This window comes from Marivirga sp. (assembly GCF_024636815.1).
Classification (GTDB): domain Bacteria; phylum Bacteroidota; class Bacteroidia; order Cytophagales; family Cyclobacteriaceae; genus Marivirga.
Map to the genome: position 1 here is coordinate 1 of NZ_JAGXGF010000020.1, position 22,174 is coordinate 22,174.

Sequence of the window (22,174 nt, forward strand, 5' to 3'; positions counted from 1 at the left end):
ACTTTCTTGTTAAGTGTCCGAAATGGACACCAGCTTCAAGTAAGTCGTTGTACTCAAGCTTAGCCATAAGTTTTTAAATTTATATGTTGTTGTGTAAAAATTAACGTTTAGAGAACTGGAATGCTCTTCTCGCTTTTCTTCTTCCGTATTTCTTACGTTCAACCATTCTAGGGTCTCTGGTAAGAAATCCTTCTGCTTTCAATGCTGGCCTGTGCTCAGGATCAAGTTCGCAAAGTGCACGAGCAATTGCTAAACGTACAGCTTCTGCCTGACCTGCCACTCCTCCACCATCAACATTCACTTTTAGGTCGAAAGAACCTTCAGTTTTTGTTGTAGCAAATGGTTGGTTAATGATTGCTTGAAGAATTTCAGTTGGGAAATAATCTTTTATATCCTTTGTATTAACGGTAATAGCACCTTTGCCCGACTGCATATACAATCTAGCAACAGATGTTTTTCTTCTACCAATGGTGTTTATAATTTCCATCTATTGATTTTTTAGATTTCTTTAACTTTAGGTTTTTGTGCTTCATGACCGTGTTCTGCTCCTTCATATACATAAAGGTTTCTGAACAAGTCTCTGCCCAATCTGTTTTTCGGCAACATGCCTCGTATAGCTCTTTCTACTAGTAAAGTAGAAGATTTTGCTTTCAACTGACGAGGGGTGATTTCACGCTGACCACCAGGATAACCTGTGTAGTGCTGGTAAACTCTATCATCCCATTTCTTTCCAGTCATAAGGATTTTGTCTGCATTGATAACGATAACGTTATCCCCACAGTCCACATTAGGCGTAAAACTCGGTTTATTTTTACCACGAAGAATTTTGGCTACATCGCTGGCAAATCTACCTAATACTTTTCCTGCAGCATCTACTACAACCCAGTCTTTTTCAACTGTTGCTTTATTTGCCGAGATGGTTTTGTAACTAAGCGTATCCACTATTTTTTCTTTTTGTTAGTTCTTAACTCCTTATTAATTAGCTTTTTACAGATAGTAAACATTTATGATCGGGCGAACTATCCGCTAAAAGGGACACAAAGATAGAAGCTTATTAATTGAAAAACAACATCCTACGAAAAAAATCGCATGGATTTACGTATTGTTTTTGCTCTTTTTCAAGCTAAATCTCTAAGACTTGCAAATTTCTAAGATTATCTATTTTTTTTCAACTGCTTTAGCGCAACTTCTATATCTTTAGGATAGGGTGCTTCGGCTGTGATAACTTTGCCTTTTAAATCAGTTAAAACTAAAGATTTTGCATGCAAAGCAAATCTTTTAATTATAGGTTGCTCTTCCTTTTCTTTTCCCCTAACAAAATTCTTTTTAAAAGAAGAAAGATATAATAATTGACCACCATAAGTTTCATCTCCTGTGATGGAGGCATTCAAAGAAGCCAAATGAACCCTTATTTGATGCATTCTGCCTGTTTCGGGTTTGCAGGCTACTAAAGAATGCTTTTTAAAAGTTTCTATTGTATTAAAAATTGTCTTAGCAATTTTACCTTGCCTGTGAGAAATTTTCACATAACCTGAGGCTGTGGTATGTAAGGGTAAATTTACTTCTTCATCCTTAAATTGATGTAAACCATCTACTATCGCGTGATAGGTTTTATCTACTTGTCGGTGTTCAAATTGCATAGATGAATTTCTGTAAGCTTCGGTATTTTTGGCTACCAATAAAACCCCGGAAGTTTCTTTATCAAGCCTGTGACAGATTTGATAATCATCATTATATTTTTTCACTAAGGATAAAATCGTTACCGAATCGTTTCTATCCGCTAATGTTGAAACGAAAGGTGGCTTATTTATAAAAATATAATCATCTGATTCATCTATAATCAGTGGCTTAAGTGATTTGTAATACATTCTAAAATTAAAGTTAACCTATTCTGAATCTTCTTCCTTATCTGCTATCGGTACAAAAGGTTCTGGTGCTTTTTTCACAGGGAGTTTAAAACTAAATAGCGAACCTTTACCCACAGTACTTGTAACGGATACTGAGGAGCCATGTGCTTCAATAATATGCTTCACAATCGCTAAGCCCAAACCTGTTCCGCCCCTTTCTTTCGATCTACTTTTTTCAATACGGTAGAATCTTTCAAATATCCTTTTTATGTGTTCGGGTGAAATTCCAGCACCATGGTCCTGTATGGCTATGGTGACATCCTTTTCTGTGATTTCAAAACCGACCACAATTTCGGTATTTTCATCGGAATATTTGATGGCATTGGATATCAAATTTACAATTACTTGATAAATTCGTTGATAATCAGCAATTACGTTTATTGGGCCTTCATACGTTTTGTCAAATTGAAGATTCATATTCTTTTTGTCTGTCTTCCCTTCAAACTGGTCAAAAACGTCCTCTACTAAAGCCAATAAATCAAGTTCTTCAAAATGCATGGTGATTTCACCGGCTTCAATATGAGATAGCGTCAATAAATCATTTACCAACATTTCTAAGCCATCTAAACTTTTGGCGGCTTTTTTAAGAAATTTACCTCTTACGTTTTTATCTTTTACAGCACCATCTATAAGTGTATAAACAAACCCTTGGGCGGCAAAAATTGGAGTTTTTAATTCATGGGATACATCAGCCAGAAACTCACGCCTGTAGGTAGCCATCCTTTTTAATTCATCAATTTCTTGTTGTTTATTGGCGGCATAACTAAAAATCTCCTGATTGATTTTCCGTAAAGGATTAAAAGATTTTTGAGTTTCCATATCATTTACGAATGAATAATCTTTTTCTCCTAATTTATTAAAAACTTCATATAGCTTGTTGATTTCTTTAAAAAAGAGAAATTCTAGCACTATACTGATGAGCAAATAAGACGAGGAAGAGGATAAAATAAAGGTTAGAATTAATGCTGTGGCACCTACTCCTTCCAACAAACTTAAAAAAGCAGTTGTAACAATAGCAATTGTAAGTGCTAACAAAACAGAAACTCCTCTGGAATTAAAAAGCATAAATTTCCTTATTCCGTATCAAATTTATAACCAACTCCTTTTACCGTAGAAATATAACCATCGCCTACTTTTTCCCTCACTTTACGAACATGAACATCTACCGTTCTAGCTAATACATATACGTCTGATCCCCAGATATTTTGCAATAAATCATCTCTATTGAAAACCTTATTTGGATTTTGAGCCAGAAAATATAATAATTCAAATTCTTTTTTCGGTAAAGATACTTGTTTTCCGTCCACAGTAACCGTGTAGCTGGTTCTGTCAATCATTAAGCCACCAATTGTAATTTTATTGCTGTCCTTTTGTTTTTTTATGTCACGCCTGAAATAAGCATTTATCCTGCTCATTAAAGCACGTGGTTTAATAGGCTTGGTAATATAATCATCCGCGCCATTTTCAAAGGCAGCAACTTCAGAATATTCTTCTGATCGGGCAGTCAAGAAAATAATGAATGCATTAGCTGATTCAGGATTTTCTCTTAGCTGACGGCAAGTTTCTACCCCATCTTGATTGGGCATCATGATGTCAAGTAAGATCAATTGTGGCTGAAATTTTTGAGCTTTTTCAACTGCCGTTTTTCCATCTTGAGCGGTTTTCACCTCATAGCCTTCTTTTGTGAGGTTATATTCCAATAACTCTAGTATGTCTGATTCATCATCAACGACAAGCACCTTGTGGCTTTGCTTGTTTCCCATGGTTAATTGTGTTTTATTTTAGGCTAAATTCGATAAAAATATTTATAAATTAAGCGATTAAAATGGTAATAACAATTTCTTAATATCTAATTAAACTTAAGGATACATTCATTTATAAAGAATCAAGGTTCTTTTGATAAAAATCTAACATGCTTAAAATTTCTCCATTAAACTTCTCTTTTAAATCCTGTGCTAGCATTTGTTGATGACCCGAATAGCGTTTAAATGATAATAAGTAAGCATTATTGACATCTATTTCACTTTTTAGGAATTCAGTATATTTTGGATTTTTAAATTTTTGATTCCTTAAATCTTCTTTAAATTTTTCAATAAAATAATATTTTTGATTTTCTTTTTTGGTGGTATTAAATGCTTCTATTTGATGATAAAGACTGTCGAATCTTGGTAAATAATCTCTAACAAATTGATTAAGAGAGTGCTTATCTTCAAGGTGATCTAAATATTCATTATGGTCTTTTTTGAATAGTTCAGGCTGTTTTTCAAAAAACATTTTAGTGAATTCTTGTCCGAAAAAAGAAGCTAAATTTTCATTGAAATCCACACTATCTCTAATGAAAATTTCATCATGAGTTAACTCATGGAAAATTAATTCCGCCAATCTACCATTGCTGTATTGTAATACATTGCTTAATATGGGATCCTTTAACCAACCCAATGTTGACCATGCACTTGCAGTTCGCAACCGCACATCAAATCCGTTTGTTTTTAGCTCTTGCTCCAATTTTAAAGCTTCCTCTTCAATAAAGAATCCTTTATAACTAACCTTTCCTAAAACCGGAAATTTCCATTCATAGCTTTCCAAACTATAGGGGTAGGCTGCTGTTGCAACCCACATTAATTCTTTTCCTTGCTGATCATACATTTTTTCGTATTGGTCCTCAGATGAAAATCCTAATTCAGAATTAGCAAATGATTTAACGGATTTAACTAATTCAATTTTTGTCTTTAGAGAATCAGGATATGATGGGTTTTCCAAATAAAACTCCAAAGGCTCAGCATTGTACATAATAGAAAACTGGCCTTTAGCCTGTTGTAAACCATATCGGATCAAATCCCATTTTAAAACAATGAAAATAGTGATTACGGTTAAACCGAGTAGTAATATTTTGCGAAATATAGATTTCAATTATTTGTTTTTTATTGGGAGCGTTTTAAAGATATTAAAATATATGGCGTGAGAAAATTCAAATAATCGATTATTGAAATCCCAATAGGGTTCAAATCTTAACAAAAGCATAGAAGATTCTCCGATATGAAATTCATTCATGACTCTTAATATGAGAAGTTTTCTTTCATCTTCATAAAATCTTGAATTAGGATCAGTACTGTAGGATTGATATAATCTCCCACCTTTATAAGAATAAAAATGATCTCCTTCCCAATAACTCAGCATAAAATCTCCCATTTTTGTTTCCAGGGTACCATTTAAATAATAGCCATACCCTTCAGTATAAGGTAGGCTAAATTCTTGACTGTTATCTATATAATGTAAAAAATAACCTTCCCATTTATGTCCTTTTATAAAGCCTTTATTATATTTTTTATGATAAGAAGCTCCAATGGCATTATTAAATCTTGTAACCAAGGGTTGTCCTCTTAAAGCATCAATTTGTCCAGCCCGATGATAGCCTCTAAACTGATAATGAAGTGTGGCTGTATTACCATTTTTTTTTATCACATCATATTGACTCACTATTCCTCCGGAAACTTCTTCTTTAAAAGGGGAGTTTTGATAAATCATTTTCTCCCAGTTGATCCAGGCATCAAAAAATATTCTTTCTTTATTGAATAAATATTGAATGCCATTTTCAGGTGTATCAACTAATAGTCTTTCAAAATCTTCAAGTGGTTCTAACATGCGGTGATGAACGGAGCCATTGTAATTTCCGAAAATCAATTGGCTGTTATTCCAATCGTACAAAATACTGAAATAGGGGATGGAATAAGTTAGGTTATTGTTACCGAAATCTTTGTGTAAAAATATTCCAGCTTGTATATTGACTTGTTCATGTAATTGGTATCCAATGCTAGGAATAAATCTAGTTCCAAACAAAGTGTAGCCTTTTACGATTTGATTGAAATATTCATTATTTTTATTGAATGATAAAGCCCTTATAGAAAAACTGAAAGGATTATCTAAAGTACTGTCTTTTACAATTTTTTGTTCGAACCCTGTATTGTCTAATTGAGCCAACAAAGGATAAGTACAAAAGACTAAAATAATGAGAGAAACAGTAATAAATTTGATTTGCATAAAATTTAGTTATAAAGCAAGGCTAAAGCATTTGGCAATTGTCTCTTTTCCTGCTAAATTCGATGCAGCAAGTTACAAATAAGCCCTATACAAAATATTAAAGATGAGCGAAAAAAGCGAAAAATTAAAAGCATTACAACTAACTATTGATAAACTGGATAAAACTTACGGGAAAGGTTCCGTAATGAAGTTGAGTGACGAAAAGGTAATGGATGTTCCATCTATTCATACCGGTTCTTTAGGATTGGATATAGCCTTAGGAATTGGTGGTATTCCGAGAGGAAGAGTGATTGAAGTTTATGGCCCTGAATCTTCAGGTAAAACTACCTTAGCCATGCACTGTATTGCTGAAGCCCAAAAAGCAGGTGGCATGGCAGCTATTATTGATGCTGAGCATGCTTTCGATAAAGGCTATGCTGAAAAATTAGGAATTGATACTGAAAACTTATTGATTTCTCAACCCGATAGTGGTGAACAGGCTTTGGAAATAGCTGAACACTTAATTCGCTCTGGAGCTTTGGATATAGTAGTGATTGATTCTGTTGCGGCTTTGGTTCCTAAAGGGGAATTAGAAGGCGAAATGGGAGACAGTAAAATGGGACTTCAAGCTAGATTGATGTCTCAGGCATTGAGGAAATTAACCGGAGCAATCAGTAAAACTGGCTGTTCATGTATTTTCATCAACCAGTTAAGAGAAAAAATCGGGGTGATGTTCGGAAACCCTGAAACAACTACAGGTGGTAACGCATTGAAATTTTATGCTTCTGTTCGATTGGATATCAGAAGAATAGGAAGTATCAAAGAAGGTCCTGATAACATCACTGGTAACAGAGTGAAGGTGAAAGTGGTGAAAAATAAAATGGCTCCTCCATTTAAAGTTGTGGAATTTGACATTATGTACGGAGAAGGAATTTCTAAAGTAGGAGAGATCATTGACCTCGGTGTAGAATTGGATGTGATTAAGAAAGCCGGTTCCTGGTTCTCTTATATGGATAACAAATTGGGCCAAGGAAGGGATTCCGTTAAATCCTTGATTTTAGATAATCCAGAACTGATGGAAGAATTGGAAACTAAAATCAGAGCTAAAATAAATGGAGAGGATTTAGACGCGAAAGTGGGGAAAGCAGAAAAAGCTAAAAAGTAATATCGATATTAATCGCTTTAAATATAGTAAAAGCAGCTGCTGAAAGGTAGTTGCTTTTTTTGTATCCAACTACATGTAAAATTCACTAAAGCTTAACACAATCTATTAATCTTATGGCTTATTTTCACGTATATTTATGTGAAAATGAGCCCAGAGCTATTAAAAAATAACAGCCAGTACAAAAATGTGCTTTCCATCATGGATAGCTCTGAATGGTTGCTGTTTATTACTACTTTCATCCGCAGGAAAAACCCTATCACCAGAACTTATTGGATTTATCTATTGGTAGGTTTAATCGGAGGTATTTATATCCTTTTCAATTACGATTTAGTTAGCATTGAATCCAGATTTTGGATAGTGGGTATTACAGGGGGATTGTTAATTTCATTATTAGTCAGTCCTGTTTTGCATGAACTAATTCACGCATTAATTTTTAGGTTTTTCGGAGCAAGCAGTATTAAATTCAAATGGAACTGGAATCTTTTTCGCTTCAATGTTCAAGCCAATGATTTTGTTTTAAGCAAGAAGAAGTATTTTTTCACTTGCATTATCACCTTTTTCCTTTTCTCCATATTACCATTCGTTTTAGCCTTCTATACAGATGGAATATTGCTTTTTACTTTGCTTTCTCTCTCTTTTTTTCATGCACTCTATGCTATGAAAGATTTAGCAGTATGTAGTTATTTATACAAGTTTCCAAACTGCTATATTTACAGCTCGGAAGAAAATAAGACTATTTTTTATAAGTCAATACCATAATTTTGATTTTATAAAACCTCCATCTTTTCTTATCGTTTTCGAAATAAAATCTAAATTATTGATATGAAATCTGTATTTAAACTAAGCTTGATGCTTTTTGCTTTCCTTATGATCAGTTGCGAATCAAAGGAAAAAGAAATTGAGAAATTAAAATCTGAAACCATTGCGGTGCATGATGAGGTGATGCCAAAAATGGATGATATCATGAAGTTGAAGAAATCTTTAAGGGCTAAAGAAGATTCTGTTTCTTCCCACGATAGCACGAAAATTAAAGGGCTGATACTATCTTTAGAAAAGTCAGATAAAGTGATGATGAATTGGATGCGAAATTATGATCCACAGATGGAAGGTATGTCTGATGAAGAAAAAATTGAATATTTAAAGCAGCAAAAATCTTCAATTCAAGAGGTAAGCGAACAAATGAGAAGCAGTATTTCTGAAGCAGAAGCTTATCTGAATCAATAAAATTATTGACAGTTGGAGAGCGATTCTTCAATTGTCTCTATTTCAATCATACCCTTTTCATTCTCCCAGCTGTTGTAAATATAAGTTGAAATCTCTGCTATTTCCAGGTTGGTCAATCTCTCCAATGCCGGCATTGCCTGATTATAAGTTTTTCCATTTACCTCAATTTCTCCTTTCAATCCATTTTTTATAGCACAAATACTTCTAGGAATATCAGCTAACATATAATCTGATTTAGCCAATGGTGGGAAAAGCTTTCCCAAACCATCTCCATTTTCCTGATGGCAATTGCTGCAATGCGTAGTGTAAAGTTGCTTGCCCTGTATCATGTATTTGGCATACTTCTGCATTTTGGTATCTGAATAATTTTCAGTAGCTGAATTTCTAAATTCTTCATATCTGCCACAAGAAAAAAGGATAAGGCTAAAAATTACAATTGAAAATAATCCTGCTTTATCAAGTTTATAGTGGAAATTAAACCTGTCAGATTTTAGCCTTGAAAGCGGCTTAAAATACTTGAATAACCTAAATATAATGTAGATATAAACGTGACAGGTTTTGAGAAAAGTACAAACAATACGAGTGAAATAAAGAAACTTTTTATTCATCATAAGTAGCCAAAAGGAGTTCAATATCTGTAATGAGTTTATCTACTTCTTCAGATCGAGTGCCGTCATAAACGCCTCTAATTTTTCTTTCCTTATCCACCAATAAAAAGGCACCACTATGAAGAAAACCGCCTACTTCGTTTTCATCTTCCATGGCTGTCACCATATAACCTTTTTGGCCTAATTCATAAATATCTTCCTTTTCGCCCGTTACAAAGTGCCATTTAGGTGCTTCAACATCCAGTTTTTCAGCAAAATCTTTCAGCAAAGCAACGGTGTCATATTCAGGGTCAATGGTATGAGAGATTATAGCAACTTCATCATTTTCTTTATAAGCTTCGTAAACTCTCAACATTTCCTTTTTCATGGTAGGACAAATGGTGGGGCAAGAAGTGAAAAAGAAATCGGCAACATATACTTTACCTTCAAAGGTTTCTGGGGTTACCCAATTGCTGTCCTGATTCACAAGCTTATAATCAGGTATTGTGTGGTCAACCGTATCGGTTACAGTTTTTCCATCCACTATTTTTTCCACGTATTGCTTTCTACCCAAAACAGGAAATTCAGCTTTTTTATTTTTTTGATTCTCTAAACCACAAGCCGCTAATGTTAGGCTTATTAAAGTAAAAAAAAGTATTGATTTAAAAGTGTTCATTATATATAATTATGAATTATGAATTATGAATTATGAATTATGAATTATTTATTTTCCCTAATAGCTTTATAAATTTTAATGGCTACCATTAGCAAAACTCCAAAACCTATGAATCCTACAATACCGTAGATCCAGTCAAGCTCATTTTTAAGTACTATTAAGAATACTACGGCAACCAAGAATAGAGTTGCTATTTCATTCCAAATTCTTAACTGTGTGGAACTGTATTTGATTTCTCCTTTTTGAAGTTTTTTGTAAATATAATGACAGGAAAAATGATAAAGGTAAAGCAAAAACACAAAGGTCAGTTTGATATGCATAAAAGGCTGCTTCAACCAAAAAGGTTGTAGAACCAGTAAACTTGTAGCTAAAATCAATGTAATAATTGCTGATGGCCAGGTAATGACATTCCATAACAACCTGGACATCTTGCTTAACTGATTATGCAAGATCGTTTTTTCAGGCTCGGATTTTTGAAGAGCTTCAGTTTGATAAATAAAAAGCCTAACGATATAAAATAATCCTGCGAACCATGTGACTACAAAAATGATATGCAAAGATTTAATATATAAATACATATTTTGTTAATTAGGATTTCAATTTTTTGAATTAGGAAATATTTTATCCTGTTGCAAAAGTAATGAATATGAACTTATTTTTGTTTAGTTCCGTAAAGTATAAAGTTGTATTGAGTAACAAATATCACCTTTTTTAATCCAAGTAAAATGTCAGACTCTACCAAATTATGGTATTTCGAAAATATTGATTTATTCAACTTACTTTGCCCACATAAGATTGAGGGTATTGAAGATGAACATCCGATGACTCAATTTAAGAAAGAGGAGTTCGTGTATTTTGCTGAGGAGGCATCGAATTACATTTATATGATAGCTGAAGGCAGGATCAAAATTGGTTCTTATCTGGAAGATGGAAAAGAATCGGTAAAGGCGATATTGGGTAAGGGTGAGATTTTTGGTGAATTAGCTTTAGCAGGAGAGGAGAAAAGACAGGATTTTGCTCAGGCAATGGATAGCGGCACTATTGTTTGCCCTATGACTTTGGAAGATATGCAAAACTTGATGTCTGAAAATAAGCCCTTGAGTTTTAAGATGATGAAATTGATAGGTCTTCGTTTGCGCAAAACGGAAAGAAGATTAGAGTCACTCGTTTTTAAAGATGCCAGAACAAGAATTGTTGAATTCCTAAGAGATGAGGCTAATGAGCGAGGAAAGAAAGTCGGATATGAAACCATGATTCCAAGTCATTTAACGCACAAAGATATAGCGGCCCTAACAGGAACTTCTCGACAAACTGTTACCACTATTTTAAATGAATTAAGAGAGAAAAATATTATCAATTTCGATAGACGGAAGATTCTAATCCGAGACATGGAATTATTAGCATAAAAAAAGGAAGCACTTTTCAGGCTTCCTTTTTTGGTTAAAGTAGGTTTTAATTTCAATTCGTAAATCCATTTCTGATTAAGAAATCTTCATAAGCTTTTTCAAAAACCGGCACATTTGGTGCCATTTGAATGGCTTGCTCATATGCTGTTAAAGCATCCAATAATAAATCGTTGTCTTCATAAAATGCAGCCATTACTAATTTGTCCATTGCTGACTCACCTTCAATTTCACTTTTCAATTGCGCCAATGTTTCTTTAATTTCGGAAGTTTCTTCTTCTGGCTTAATAGTAATAGCATAATCATCAGATTTCAAATCTTCTCCTTTTACTTGCACTTTCACTTTAATAAAATTTTGACCTTTAAAAGGAGCTTCACTTCTGTTCAATAAATAAGAAGTTTTATCAACAGTCTCTGTTGCGATAGTTTCATCGAATAAATTACTGAAAGTAAGTTCATACTCTAATTTTTCGGTATCTCCTTCTTGCTTAGGCTCGTTCCATCTTAAAATGACTTCATCATTGATAATTTCACTTGAACTTAGAGCCATAATTTTGATAGATGCACCACTTGCTAATGCTCTATCAACAGCTCCTGTAGCTCCCATACTTTGTCTGTAATCGCCACTTCCTTCATCATCACTCATTTTGTTCATTACAAAATCAGCATATTTACTTGCTACACTGGTGTTTTTACTCTTTAAGTTTGCAGCTAAACCTGATACCGTATGAGAACCGGGAGTTTTAACTTCTAAGGTTTTACCCGAATTGTGCATCAAGCCTAAATACGCTTCTTCCGATAACTTCAACTCATCACCTGAGTTTAATGACTGACCTGTTTTTAGGGTAGTCCAATCAGCGCCTTCTATTTTTACTGAATTATCACCCTTATTGGCCAATACCTTGAATACATATTCTTGAGCATTTGCCGTAAAATTACCTAACATTAATGCTACAACTAAAATTTTGAATATAGATTTCATAATTTCTGATTTAATTGATTTCTACTTTGTCTTTTCTTCTTTTATTTACACTAAACAATTCTTTTCGACCTTCTTTGGTGAACATATTTTTTACTACTCCATTATAAACTTCTAAGGAGTCACCCACTACCGCCACAACACCCATTGCGAGTGTTAATTCTAAATTAATATTATATAAATGATAACTGTATATTATTGCACCTAAAATAAGCAATAATTCAATTAATTGTACCACTTTGGTTATTCCGTCATACCAGTTTTTTAATGCATAATAAACCCACATAAAGGCTACTACGTTCAGGTAGCATAATAAAACAGCTATTATGATTTGATAATGCTCTTCTAATTTATAAACATAGTCTTCATCTAATATCATCGAAATGATATTTGCATGTATCACAGCACCATACATATCAGGTTTACCTCTACCAGCATATTTTTCATTTAATGGCGTATAATACTTATCCTCAATATTATATGGATCGCCAAAATATTCCCCCAGCATTCCAAAAATAACGATCTTACCTTCTATTAATTCAGGTACAAAATTTTCATTAAATACATCCGGGATATCTAATGCAAAAAAGGTAGGAGCAAAGTTAGTTTGACTACCCATCGCATTTCCTTTGTAATTAATGTATTCAACTTCATTATCTCTTTCGAGAAATCTTTCTACTTTTTTAGGTCCTAAATATTGTGCCAATTTTACTGCAAAAAATAAATGGGTGCTATCTTTATTATACAAAATATCTTTAGGAACAAAAGAACGACAAGTTTTAACGTCTTCCTGACTCACTCCTTCTGCAGTTATCAAATTTGCAAAACCAAAATCTTCAGCATGCACTCTGAATTTTTCAGCGGATAGTTTTAATGAGTCTACTACATTTTTATCATTCCACCTTTCTAATTTTGTGGCCATTACTAAATTATCTACTTCACTTAATGCATTAGCTAATGCTGAATCTTGAGCTTCGCCTTTTGGAAATGGGAAGAATGTATCTAAACCAATAACTTTAGGATTGTATTTGTTAATAATCCTAATTTGCTCGGCTATCATTCTTCTGGGCAATCGACCAATATTAACAATTACGATATTATCATCAGCGGGTGGATCTTCTCTTAAAGTGGAATAAACAATATCGTTGAATTCAACATCTTCCAATGCTTCACCTACTGGATCAATTGCATCGAAAACATTTATTAAAGAGAATAAGCCAAAAATTACAACAAATATAAAAGCAGTTGCTAATACTGAATCAATCCATATATTTTTGAATATACTTCCTCGCATTCTATATTGAAATAGTTAAAATTTTTATCTGAATAGTAAAATTATGATATATTATTGAATTTAACAATAATATGGAAAAAAATTGTATTTTGATCCTTTTGCATCTTAACTTTTGGTTTTAAACAATATATAAGCTTGAAAAGAAAAAATAGATTATCATTAGAGGAATACAAATCAGGTGTCCTTTCAGGGGATAGAGTTGGTTTAAGTAGAGCTATAACTCTGGTAGAAAGCACTTTAGATAGTGATAATGAATTGGCAGCAAAATTAATAGATGAAGTATATCAGTACACTGGGAATTCATTTCGGGTTGGGATTACCGGGGTGCCCGGAGTGGGGAAAAGTACTTTTATTGAGTCATTTGGACATCATGTAATTGATAGTGGAAAAAAATTGGCTGTCCTAACAATAGATCCTTCAAGTCAAAAAACAAGCGGAAGCATTTTGGGAGATAAGACTAGAATGGAAAAACTCAGTCGATCTTCTCAAGCCTTTATCAGGCCTTCAGCTTCAGGTGATGCATTGGGTGGTGTAGCTCATAAAACTAGAGAAACTATGCTGCTTTGTGAAGCGGCAGGATATGATTTTATTTTTATTGAAACTGTAGGCGTAGGGCAGTCAGAAACTGCCGTGAAGAATATGGTGGATTTCTTTTTGCTGTTGATGTTGGCTGGCGCAGGAGATGAGTTGCAAGGCATAAAAAAAGGCATAATGGAAATGGCTGATGCAATTGCAATTAATAAGGCAGATGGTGATAATATTAAAAATGCTAGCAATGCAAAAAGAGAATATCAGAATGCTTTGCATTTGTTTCCGGCTAATGAGAATGGCTGGATTCCTAAAGTTCAAACTTGTTCTGCTTTGAAGGATGAGGGTTTAGCAGATATTTTAAAACTTTTAACAGACTTCCATTTACAACAAAATGAATCCGGATATTTTGAAAAAAACAGAAAAGAACAGGCAATTCATTGGATGCATCAGACTATTCATCATTATTTGAAGAGAAACTTCTACAAAAGTCCGGAAATATTAAAGAAATTAAGCAATTTTGAAGAAGAGGTTCGGAATGGAAACAAACATTCCGTGCAGGCTGCCAGGACTTTATTAAATCATTATTTTAAATAAACTATCATGACCAAATTATTGACTCTATTTTTTATTTTGTTATCCATTAATTTGATAGCTCAAACTCCATGTGAAAATGGGGTAGCAGATGGATATCCATGTAACCAAGTTGATTTTTTCAGCAATTTGAATAATAATACTTTATCTGGAACCTCAGGGGTGCAATCCAATGATATTTGGGGATGGACTGATTCACAAACTAATAAAGAATATGTGCTTATTGGCCAAACTAATGGGACTGTATTTGTGGATATTAGTAATCCCTCCTCTCCGGTTATTGCGGGAAGACTCCCGAGCCATACAGGTAATGCCAGTTCTTGGCGTGATATAAAAGTTTATAACAATTATGCTTTTATAGTAGCAGATGGAAATACCGGACATGGAATGCAAGTCTTTGATTTAACTCGCCTGAGAAATGTTGGAAATTCGATTGAAATATTTGATAATGATGCGCATTATAATGGAGTTTCGAGTGCTCACAATGTAGTAATTAATGAGGAAACAGGTTTTGCATATATTGTGGGAGCTAGAGGAGCTGGTAATAATTGCGGTAGTGGTGGATTACATATTGTGAACATTCAAGAACCTAAAAGACCTACTTTTGAAGGTTGTTTTGATGTTGATGGTTATACTCACGATGCTCAGTGTGTTATATATAATGGACCTGATACCAATTATCAGGGTAAAGAAATTTGTTTTAATGCCAATGAAAATACAGTAACTATTGCAGATGTAGACGATAAAGACAATACAAGCTTAATTTCAAAAGTTAGCTATCCTCAGTCCGCTTATTCTCATCAAGGTTGGTTAACTGAAGACCATCAATATTTTATTTCAAATGATGAGTTAGATGAATTAAATAGAGGTATTAATACCAGAACCTTAATATGGGATGTTCGAAACTTAGATAATCCGATATTGCTCAATGAATACTTTTCTGAAAGAATAGCTATTGATCATAATTTATATACCAAGGATTTCAAAATTTTTCAATCTAATTATACCAATGGATTAATAATTTTGGATGGAAAAAAAGTAGCCAAAGGAGACTTAAGAGAATTAGCTTTTTTTGATACATATTTTCAAGGTAATAATACCTCATTTAATGGATCATGGAGCAACTATCCTTATTTTGAAAGTGGGGTTGTGGCTATTAGTGATATTAATAATGGCCTTTTTCTTGTCCAACCAAATATAGAGGAAAAGATTACACAGCACCCTGTCTTCACTTCTTGCGGTGTTGAAGCTGTTTTAAATGTTGGGGTTGCAAATGGATTTACAGTCGAAAGCTATCAGTGGCAAATTTTAACTGGTGGCACTCCTGAGAATTTAACCAATGATGCGAATTATTCAGGCGTAAATACTGCGCAATTAACTATTAATCCTGAGCTTAGTGGCTTAGCGGATATGCAATTTAGATGTAAAATAGAGTTGGCAAATGGAGAAATTTTGACAAGCTATTTATCTAATACAATTGATGGATTTCCTGATGCGAATTTTTCTGCTTCAATGACTGATTTAGCAGTACAGTTTGAGAATAATAGCTTGGGAGGCCAAAATTATGAATGGGATTTTGGCGATGGTTCACAAATATCGACTGAACCTAATCCAAGTCATACTTATGAAAGTGCGGAAATTTATGAGGTAAGGCTAACAACTTCTAATGACTGTGGATCTTCTGAATTTGTTTATAGCGTTAATTTGTCACAATGTTTACCTTTTGCAGATTTTACAGTTTCTGTTGATGAAGGCGAAATTTCATTTATTAATTTGACTAGAAATTCTAATCTATTTGAATGGGATTTTGGAGATGGGTCGCCTATAATAACCGATAAAAATCCTGTTTATACATATGATAGCGAGGGACCGTATGAGGTTACCTTAACGGCTTATAATAATTGTGGAGCCAGCACTGCAACTCTTACAATCGATGCAGCTGTGCTCAATAATGATAATATTTTAGAAAAGTCAGTAAGTATTTATCCTAATCCAGTTCAAGATCAATTATTTATCAATTACAATTCTACTGCAGAAGTTCAAGATGTAAATATTGTTTCTTCAGAAGGAAGGAAAATGTATTTTAATGACGTCCTAAAAAATCAAGAATCTATTAAAATGTCTTCATGGGAAGAAGGAATATATTTTCTGATTATTACAAATGCAAAAGGGGAGAGAGCAGTTAAGAAAATCATTAAAAATTAATACAGGTTATTCGGTGATCCTTCAGTGTAAACCGAATAGCTTTTATTCAAGCTCAGCAAAGTAAAATTCGCTTTTCACTGTTTTTATTTCTCCATCGTCATCTGTTTTATATTTATAGAAGTGAGATTGAATAGATTTTAAATCTAGTTTAACGGCTTTTAGGAAAAGTGGGCCATCATAAACAAAAGTGTGAAATTCACCATTTTCCCCGCAAGGATCAACATCTTGTGGGAGTTGCTTTAGAAGATCCTGATTGATAGTCATACCTACAACCTTCCGGCTGATTTTAGAGGCATCCCCTGCACAAATTTTGGTTTGATAACCTAAATCTAAAAACTCTTTAATAACTTCTTTAGTTGGTTTTTTCCATAAGGGGAATAAACATTTCATACCAGCTTCAGCCATTTTATCTTCTCTGTATTTCTTCAAATCTTCCAGGAAAATATCACCAAAAGCTACGGTGTCTATACCTTTTGATTTACAATATTCTGCATATTCCTGCATCACTTGCTCATAGGATATATTACTTTTATCTGAGGAGAGATAGCTTATTTTCAGTGGGATATTTAAAGCTTTTGCTTGAGCTTCAATTAATTCTTTTTTTATTCCATGCATACCTACTCTGTTGGTTTCTTCTCCTATGACGGTATGCAGGTGATCTATTTTATATTTCTCTGACTGAATTAGATAATGTAGAGCTAAACATGCATCCTTTCCTCCACTCCAACTTAGCGAAATTTTCTTTTTCATTTTAAAGCGTTAAAAATGATATATAAAGTTCAAGCAACAGTCCAAATGATAAAAGAACAAAATAGAGAAATCCTAAAGAAAAGAATTTAAAAACGGATTTTGCCCAACTGTTTTGGTAAAGTCTTTTGATGGAGAATGACGTATAAGTACTTACCCAGACAAAGCTTAGAAAAATTATCCAATCTTCGGCTCCTGAGAACAGACTAATTAGTAAAATTGCCAGTCCATAAACGAAATAAGCAAAAGCATGTAAGTGCAAGCCATGGATTAGGTGTTCTATAAAATATCTTTTTTTGTAAAAAAGTATTAGGAGAATTAGAGCAAAAACAGGCAAGAAAAAAAACATCATCACAGGTAAATTCCTAATTGCCAAGTAAGTGAACATAGAAGAATTTAGTAAAAATGATCTTTTATAATGAGCAGGAATACCTTCAATATTCCCACCTACTTTATTGAGATTTGCCTCGAATTCCTCATCGCTCAATGTTTCATCTGCAGCCCAGTATTTTAAAGTTGCCCATTTATTTAGTGAATCTTCCTGATTTACAGCTTTATTCTGCTCAACTTTTTTAATCAGTTGTTGAACTCCTGTACTATCGAAATTTTCAATTTTCAAGGAATCCAAATCAGGTTTTTTATTGATAAATGATTTTAACCCTGAGTCAATTAAATCTTTAGGAACCGTAAGGCTAATCATGAAAAAGTAGAAAAGGGAAAATATTAAATACATCCTTATAGGATTAATATACCTTCTTCTTTTCCCTTCATTAAAAGCTTTGGTTAATTTTCCTGGCTTAAAAATGAATGGATTCAGTGTTTTGAATAAGATGGTATCAAAACTCAGGTAATTGGAAAAGAAATCCTTCAAAAAAGCTCCTAGAGCTAATTTTTTATCTGAATTTTCTTGCCCGCAATTAGGGCAGTAATTTTGATCTGTATCTAATTGCTCTCCGCAATTCAGACAACTCGTTAATTTATTTTTCAATCTTACGTTCGATTAGGTTGCTACGAAAGTAAAAAATAATATGAAAAATTTTACTATTTTTTTGATTTCACATTTTTAAATTGGTAAGGACAATGTCTGCATTTATTTCCACAGCAATAACCCCTTTTTAGATGGTATTTTTCCGTGAAAACAAAAAAACCATTTTCCATATAAAAATCATCAGTTTCTATTTTTATATTTTTTTCACTCATATAATCGAAACAGGTTTTTTGTTTTCATCCACTGCTACCATTATGAAACGGCCTGAGATAGATTTTTCTCTATGATCCGAATACATTTCTTCCGTAAAAACATCCACTCTGACTTCAAGGCTTGTTTTACCTACTTTTTCTATTTGACCAACTAATTCTACTATGGTTCCAGCTGGAATTGCTTTGTTAAAATCAATTTTATCACTGCTAACTGTTACCATTTTTTGTCTGGAATAGCGAGTGGCTGTAATAAAAGCCACCTCATCCATCCATTGAAGGGCAGTCCCTCCAAATAACGTATCATAATGATTAGTCGTATTTGGAAAAACTGCCTTGGTTACTTTAGTTATGGCATGATTGATTTTTTGTTCTTTTGATTCAATCATCTATCACGCTCGATGTTAAAAGTAAATTGAGTAGGGATAATACCGGCTGTAAAAGAATCTAACAATTTTCCATCATTACTGTACCTCTGTACCAGACCTTCACTTGAATAATCTACTGCATCTCCTAAGTAAAAGTCACCCGAAACAGGATCAATACCAAATGCATAGGGTGTTTGCATGTCAACCGAGATATTGGTGTTAGTCACATTGTAATCAGTTGTATTTAATAAAAATATCTCACCATTTGAATAAAAGAATATGTTCATTTCAAAGATGTCGATATCACCAAGTATTTCATTATCATGATCAATTTGGTTTTCAATACCTGTTAATGAAGTGTTGAGCTGGACTAAACTTCCACTAGTGCAAACAATCCAAATCTTTCCATTATCATCTTCGATAATTTCTTGAGGCCCTTTGGGCACAGATATAGTTTGTTCTATTTCTAAATTATCAATATTTATAATTGACAATTCGCTGATACTTCCATCAAAACTAGCATGTCCTACAATAAGCTTATTGTTTTTAATAATAAGATGCTCAGGATATTCTTGGGTTTCTATTCTACCGATAAGTTGATTTGTTTCTAATTCAACAACGAGTATTTCACTAGAGGTTAAAGCAAAATTCTCATTATAGGGTCCCCAATTTGATATAAATGCCAAATCATCTGATATAGCTATGTCCCTAGGCTTGTCTAATTCAGGAAACTTTATCAATGTTTCGTAATCTAAATTAGCATCCATTATTTTTATATCGTTGCTACCATTCAGAACGCTGTATATTTTGGAATCATAAAGTGATGCATTTTGCTGTACATCTCCCAAACTCATATTACTCTGTCTTCGGAAAGCAATGGGCGTGTATTCATTTATTTCTGGATCATAATTTCCTATAGTAGCATTATTGTTTCCAAACGACCCCTCGTTGTAGATGTAAACTCCTGAGGTTTTCAGTTTAATTTCTTCCTTTTCTTCACAGGCTGAAAGTAAAAATAAAAGGGCAATTACTTTAAAAAAGTTAGTGTAATTTTTTTTCATGTTTAATTAATTTTAAAGGTTTTATTTATACTGATTTGAAAATTTCTCCCCGGCATAGCATATCCGGAATACAACTGATATTCTTTATTTAATATATTTTTTACTTGAGCTGAGGTCGTCCAAATTTTATTACTCCATTTCAACCCTATGTCTGATAATAGAAAGGATTCTAATGCATAGATGTCTGAATTGCTGTTAGTAGTATAAACTTTTCCTGTCCATTGCTGAAAAACGTCCAATGAAAATTCCCTCCAATGGAAAGAAGATGAGGCATTTGCTTTGTGTAAAGGAGTGTAAATTAATTGCTTACCAATTTCATTTTGATTGCTTTCGCTTTCAAGTACAGTCGATTTTGTGTAACTGTATTGACCATTAACCTCAAATTTCAATTCTGAAGCTATAGGAAACCTAACATTTGCACTGGTTTCAATTCCCCCAGCCAAAACCTCTTTAATATTTCTAGGTCTCCATTGATTATTTTCATCAGGTACCCATTGAATCCAATTGTCTACTTGATTATGATAGGCTGTTATGGAAAAATTCGATTTTAAATCATTCCAATGATGTAGAGATGATACAGTAACTTCTTTGTTCCAAGAGGTTTCAGAATTAAGCTCAGGCCTTCCAGCTTCGTTCCAAAATCTATCGTTTAATGTGGGTAATCTAAAATTGTAAGAGGTATTTAACTTCAGGTTTAACTGATGGTTTTTAGTATTATATAGTTGAGTAGATATGCCTACATAAGGTGAAATTGGGATATTTACTTGTGGAACAAATTGCTGTCTTAAATGAACTGCATAGTCTGTTTTTTTCCAGATTTTCCCTTTAAATAGAGCACCCAAGCTATAGCGTTCTTCAGTGGCGCCACCACCCTCATAATTTTGATTCTTTGCATCTATGTAATTATATCTTGCCGAAAATTTCATTTGATGCCTAGTGGAGAAATTGTATTTGTAATCAGCAAAACTCTCCCATCTGTCTACTTTATAATAAGAGACAGCGCGATTAAGTTGATATTCCATTTCGTCCATGAAATAACCAGTGCCAACATTCAAACTACTTTTTACTCCTGTTTTTTTATAATTGAGATGAGTTCTTATATTTTGATCTTTTTGTTCATTTACATCTCGAGTTGAACCTATAGGAGGTTGTATTTCTCTGAAATTGTCATTGAACCAAATTGCCAGTTTTATTTTTTCAGATTCATTGATTTTATATCCGATGCTTTGGTTTATCCCCCATTTTTCAAATCTTGCATTATCTTGTTTTTCACCAGTTTGTAAAATCTCAAAATTATTTTCGGCTTTTCCCCAATACAATCGAGTATCATAAGCCCATTTTCCGTTACTGCCATTTGCATTTAGGTTACTATTTAAAAGTCCAAAGCTTCCTATTTGCTGACCAAGTGATAATTTATTGCCTGATTTAAAATGAAGTGGATTTTCCAGCAATACTGCACCCCCAAAAGCGCCACTGCCTCCCATGCTACTTCCACTTCCCGGAATGATAGATATTTCAGAAATGGCTTGAGAAGGCAATAGCGAAAAGTCTGTTTGCCCTAAGGTGAAACTGTTGATATTGAAATTATCCCAAAGCACTGCGGTTTGACTGGCATTGGTTCCACGGAAAGAAATGGTAGTCAGCATTCCATTTCCATATTCTTTGAAATAGATACTGCTGTTTTGTTTTAAAATCTCACTGATATTATCCCCATTATAAAAGTCAAGGGTTTTTGCTTTAGGCAATATTATATTGTTGCCAGGCAGAAACTGTTTTTCAAAATTGCCTTGCACAGAAACTTCCTCTAACACAGGAATACTATCCTGATGATTTTGTGCCCATAGTTCATTAGTGAACCATAGCAATAAAAATACTACACCTAATCGCATAAATTGAGTTTAATGCGACCACGGTAAAAATCAGATGTAAAAAAGTTAGCTTATAGCTTTCGTACATTCCTGACCTTTCACCCGAAAGTCGAAAATATTTATGAGCTATGGCAGGTCTCCTGACTCGTCCTATGAAGTAGCGGCCTTCCCGTCAACCTAAAGGCTAACAGTGGCAAGGGTGTTGCACTTCAATTAAAAGTGGACTTACAGTTGCGGGGACAGTTTCGGAATATTAGTTTTAAAAATTAAAACCAAGCACCGAATTCCCTTTTAATCCTGAAGGAATGAAATCCAACAGGAACCATAATTCTCTGCAAATGTAGGGGAATGAAA

General features: G+C 33.6%; 24 protein-coding genes and 1 riboswitch. Of the genes, 6 read left to right on the top strand and 18 right to left on the bottom strand.

Features of this window, described 5'->3' with window-relative positions; genetic code table 11:
- Nucleotides 1–100: 100 nt before the first annotated feature.
- The 7 genes from rpsI to Q0L29_RS01695 form a co-directional block, all read right to left on the bottom strand.
- A complete protein-coding gene (gene rpsI / locus Q0L29_RS01665) occupies nt 101–487 on the bottom strand; it encodes a 30S ribosomal protein S9 (RefSeq protein WP_296618526.1) in 387 nt (128 codons plus the stop codon).
- 11 nt (nt 488–498) lie between these two features.
- Entirely contained in the window at nt 499–942 is a 444-nt protein-coding gene (gene rplM / locus Q0L29_RS01670) for a 50S ribosomal protein L13 (protein WP_296618527.1), read from the bottom strand.
- Between the two features lie 212 nt (nt 943–1,154).
- Nucleotides 1,155–1,868 (bottom strand): RluA family pseudouridine synthase, encoded by a 714-nt coding sequence (locus tag Q0L29_RS01675; protein WP_296618528.1) that lies wholly within the window; start codon nt 1,866–1,868, stop codon nt 1,155–1,157.
- Nucleotides 1,869–1,886: 18 nt separating this feature from the next.
- Nucleotides 1,887–2,972 (bottom strand): ATP-binding protein, encoded by a 1,086-nt coding sequence (locus Q0L29_RS01680; protein WP_296618529.1) that lies wholly within the window; start codon nt 2,970–2,972, stop codon nt 1,887–1,889.
- Between the two features lie 8 nt (nt 2,973–2,980).
- Nucleotides 2,981–3,670, bottom strand: coding sequence for a response regulator transcription factor (locus Q0L29_RS01685; RefSeq protein WP_296618530.1), 690 nt, complete (start codon nt 3,668–3,670; stop codon nt 2,981–2,983).
- Nucleotides 3,671–3,782: 112 nt separating this feature from the next.
- Complete coding sequence (locus Q0L29_RS01690; RefSeq protein ID WP_296618531.1) at nt 3,783–4,817, bottom strand: aminopeptidase; 1,035 nt, start codon at nt 4,815–4,817, stop codon at nt 3,783–3,785.
- Entirely contained in the window at nt 4,818–5,945 is a 1,128-nt protein-coding gene (locus Q0L29_RS01695; RefSeq protein WP_296618532.1) for a hypothetical protein, read from the bottom strand.
- A gap of 103 nt (nt 5,946–6,048) precedes the next feature.
- On the opposite strand from Q0L29_RS01695, the gene recA reads away from it, so the two are divergent.
- The 3 genes from recA to Q0L29_RS01710 all read left to right on the top strand — a co-directional run bounded on the left by recA (nt 6,049) and on the right by Q0L29_RS01710 (nt 8,313).
- Nucleotides 6,049–7,089 (top strand): recombinase RecA, encoded by a 1,041-nt coding sequence (recA, locus tag Q0L29_RS01700; RefSeq protein ID WP_296618533.1) that lies wholly within the window; start codon nt 6,049–6,051, stop codon nt 7,087–7,089.
- A 144-nt stretch (nt 7,090–7,233) separates the two neighbouring features.
- A complete protein-coding gene (locus Q0L29_RS01705; protein WP_296618534.1) occupies nt 7,234–7,848 on the top strand; it encodes a DUF3267 domain-containing protein in 615 nt (204 codons plus the stop codon).
- A 63-nt stretch (nt 7,849–7,911) separates the two neighbouring features.
- Nucleotides 7,912–8,313 (top strand): hypothetical protein, encoded by a 402-nt coding sequence (locus Q0L29_RS01710; protein WP_296618535.1) that lies wholly within the window; start codon nt 7,912–7,914, stop codon nt 8,311–8,313.
- Between the two features lie 2 nt (nt 8,314–8,315).
- On the opposite strand, the gene Q0L29_RS01715 is transcribed toward Q0L29_RS01710, so the two are convergent.
- From Q0L29_RS01715 to Q0L29_RS01725, 3 genes are read right to left on the bottom strand one after another with little or no spacing between them, the layout of a single operon-like run.
- On the bottom strand, nt 8,316–8,924 hold the full coding sequence (locus Q0L29_RS01715) for a cytochrome c (protein WP_296618536.1): 609 nt from the start codon (nt 8,922–8,924) through the stop codon (nt 8,316–8,318).
- Nucleotides 8,914–9,576, bottom strand: coding sequence for an SCO family protein (locus tag Q0L29_RS01720; protein WP_296618538.1), 663 nt, complete (start codon nt 9,574–9,576; stop codon nt 8,914–8,916). Before Q0L29_RS01720 ends, Q0L29_RS01715 begins: the two co-directional genes overlap by 11 nt.
- A gap of 44 nt (nt 9,577–9,620) precedes the next feature.
- Nucleotides 9,621–10,154 (bottom strand): CopD family protein, encoded by a 534-nt coding sequence (locus tag Q0L29_RS01725; RefSeq protein ID WP_296618540.1) that lies wholly within the window; start codon nt 10,152–10,154, stop codon nt 9,621–9,623.
- A 147-nt stretch (nt 10,155–10,301) separates the two neighbouring features.
- On the opposite strand from Q0L29_RS01725, the gene Q0L29_RS01730 reads away from it, so the two are divergent.
- A complete protein-coding gene (locus tag Q0L29_RS01730; protein WP_296618541.1) occupies nt 10,302–10,982 on the top strand; it encodes a Crp/Fnr family transcriptional regulator in 681 nt (226 codons plus the stop codon).
- Between the two features lie 52 nt (nt 10,983–11,034).
- On the opposite strand, the gene Q0L29_RS01735 is transcribed toward Q0L29_RS01730, so the two are convergent.
- Together Q0L29_RS01735 and Q0L29_RS01740 are read right to left on the bottom strand one after the other, a co-directional pair.
- Nucleotides 11,035–11,961: a hypothetical protein gene (locus Q0L29_RS01735; protein WP_296618543.1), complete on the bottom strand. Its 927-nt coding sequence runs from the start codon at nt 11,959–11,961 to the stop codon at nt 11,035–11,037.
- A 10-nt stretch (nt 11,962–11,971) separates the two neighbouring features.
- Nucleotides 11,972–13,252: a CHASE2 domain-containing protein gene (locus Q0L29_RS01740; RefSeq protein WP_296618544.1), complete on the bottom strand. Its 1,281-nt coding sequence runs from the start codon at nt 13,250–13,252 to the stop codon at nt 11,972–11,974.
- Nucleotides 13,253–13,381: 129 nt separating this feature from the next.
- Here Q0L29_RS01740 and meaB point away from each other — a divergent pair, with 129 nt between their 5' ends.
- Both meaB and Q0L29_RS01750 read left to right on the top strand, forming a co-directional pair.
- Nucleotides 13,382–14,377, top strand: coding sequence for a methylmalonyl Co-A mutase-associated GTPase MeaB (meaB, locus tag Q0L29_RS01745; protein ID WP_296618632.1), 996 nt, complete (start codon nt 13,382–13,384; stop codon nt 14,375–14,377).
- 6 nt (nt 14,378–14,383) lie between these two features.
- Nucleotides 14,384–16,579, top strand: a complete 2,196-nt coding sequence (locus Q0L29_RS01750; RefSeq protein ID WP_296618545.1) for a choice-of-anchor B family protein — start codon at nt 14,384–14,386, stop codon at nt 16,577–16,579.
- A gap of 42 nt (nt 16,580–16,621) precedes the next feature.
- Here the strand turns inward: Q0L29_RS01750 and Q0L29_RS01755 are convergent, their stop codons facing one another.
- The 6 genes from Q0L29_RS01755 to Q0L29_RS01780 are packed head-to-tail and all read right to left on the bottom strand — an operon-like array spanning nt 16,622 to nt 21,841.
- The gene (locus Q0L29_RS01755) at nt 16,622–17,329 is read right to left on the bottom strand and encodes a diphthine--ammonia ligase (protein ID WP_296618546.1); all 708 of its coding nucleotides are present in this window, start codon (nt 17,327–17,329) and stop codon (nt 16,622–16,624) included.
- Nucleotide 17,330: 1 nt separating this feature from the next.
- Nucleotides 17,331–18,314, bottom strand: coding sequence for a DUF3667 domain-containing protein (locus tag Q0L29_RS01760; protein WP_296618547.1), 984 nt, complete (start codon nt 18,312–18,314; stop codon nt 17,331–17,333).
- Nucleotides 18,315–18,367: 53 nt separating this feature from the next.
- Nucleotides 18,368–18,526, bottom strand: coding sequence for a DUF5522 domain-containing protein (locus Q0L29_RS01765; protein ID WP_296618549.1), 159 nt, complete (start codon nt 18,524–18,526; stop codon nt 18,368–18,370).
- Nucleotides 18,523–18,912, bottom strand: a complete 390-nt coding sequence (locus tag Q0L29_RS01770; RefSeq protein WP_296618550.1) for an acyl-CoA thioesterase — start codon at nt 18,910–18,912, stop codon at nt 18,523–18,525. The genes Q0L29_RS01765 and Q0L29_RS01770 overlap by 4 nt, the downstream gene beginning before the upstream one ends.
- On the bottom strand, nt 18,909–19,952 hold the full coding sequence (locus tag Q0L29_RS01775) for a YncE family protein (protein WP_296618552.1): 1,044 nt from the start codon (nt 19,950–19,952) through the stop codon (nt 18,909–18,911). Before Q0L29_RS01775 ends, Q0L29_RS01770 begins: the two co-directional genes overlap by 4 nt.
- A 2-nt stretch (nt 19,953–19,954) precedes the next feature.
- Nucleotides 19,955–21,841 (bottom strand): TonB-dependent receptor, encoded by a 1,887-nt coding sequence (locus Q0L29_RS01780; protein WP_296618554.1) that lies wholly within the window; start codon nt 21,839–21,841, stop codon nt 19,955–19,957.
- Nucleotides 21,842–21,932: 91 nt separating this feature from the next.
- Nucleotides 21,933–22,162: riboswitch (cobalamin riboswitch) on the bottom strand.
- Nucleotides 22,163–22,174 lie beyond the last annotated feature (12 nt).

Coding starts and splice junctions, on each gene's coding strand:
- recA (WP_296618533.1), top strand. CDS start 6,049: ATGAGCGAAAAAAGCGAAAAATTAAAAGCATTACAACTAACTATTGAT.
- Q0L29_RS01680 (WP_296618529.1), bottom strand. CDS start 2,972: ATGCTTTTTAATTCCAGAGGAGTTTCTGTTTTGTTAGCACTTACAATT.
- Q0L29_RS01710 (WP_296618535.1), top strand. CDS start 7,912: ATGAAATCTGTATTTAAACTAAGCTTGATGCTTTTTGCTTTCCTTATG.
- Q0L29_RS01765 (WP_296618549.1), bottom strand. CDS start 18,526: ATGAGTGAAAAAAATATAAAAATAGAAACTGATGATTTTTATATGGAA.
- Q0L29_RS01675 (WP_296618528.1), bottom strand. CDS start 1,868: ATGTATTACAAATCACTTAAGCCACTGATTATAGATGAATCAGATGAT.
- Q0L29_RS01770 (WP_296618550.1), bottom strand. CDS start 18,912: ATGATTGAATCAAAAGAACAAAAAATCAATCATGCCATAACTAAAGTA.
- Q0L29_RS01705 (WP_296618534.1), top strand. CDS start 7,234: ATGAGCCCAGAGCTATTAAAAAATAACAGCCAGTACAAAAATGTGCTT.
- Q0L29_RS01725 (WP_296618540.1), bottom strand. CDS start 10,154: ATGTATTTATATATTAAATCTTTGCATATCATTTTTGTAGTCACATGG.
- Q0L29_RS01715 (WP_296618536.1), bottom strand. CDS start 8,924: ATGATGAATAAAAAGTTTCTTTATTTCACTCGTATTGTTTGTACTTTT.
- Q0L29_RS01730 (WP_296618541.1), top strand. CDS start 10,302: ATGTCAGACTCTACCAAATTATGGTATTTCGAAAATATTGATTTATTC.
- Q0L29_RS01750 (WP_296618545.1), top strand. CDS start 14,384: ATGACCAAATTATTGACTCTATTTTTTATTTTGTTATCCATTAATTTG.
- Q0L29_RS01775 (WP_296618552.1), bottom strand. CDS start 19,952: ATGAAAAAAAATTACACTAACTTTTTTAAAGTAATTGCCCTTTTATTT.
- Q0L29_RS01685 (WP_296618530.1), bottom strand. CDS start 3,670: ATGGGAAACAAGCAAAGCCACAAGGTGCTTGTCGTTGATGATGAATCA.
- Q0L29_RS01755 (WP_296618546.1), bottom strand. CDS start 17,329: ATGAAAAAGAAAATTTCGCTAAGTTGGAGTGGAGGAAAGGATGCATGT.
- Q0L29_RS01780 (WP_296618554.1), bottom strand. CDS start 21,841: ATGCGATTAGGTGTAGTATTTTTATTGCTATGGTTCACTAATGAACTA.
- Q0L29_RS01695 (WP_296618532.1), bottom strand. CDS start 5,945: ATGCAAATCAAATTTATTACTGTTTCTCTCATTATTTTAGTCTTTTGT.
- rpsI (WP_296618526.1), bottom strand. CDS start 487: ATGGAAATTATAAACACCATTGGTAGAAGAAAAACATCTGTTGCTAGA.
- Q0L29_RS01740 (WP_296618544.1), bottom strand. CDS start 13,252: ATGCGAGGAAGTATATTCAAAAATATATGGATTGATTCAGTATTAGCA.
- Q0L29_RS01735 (WP_296618543.1), bottom strand. CDS start 11,961: ATGAAATCTATATTCAAAATTTTAGTTGTAGCATTAATGTTAGGTAAT.
- Q0L29_RS01720 (WP_296618538.1), bottom strand. CDS start 9,576: ATGAACACTTTTAAATCAATACTTTTTTTTACTTTAATAAGCCTAACA.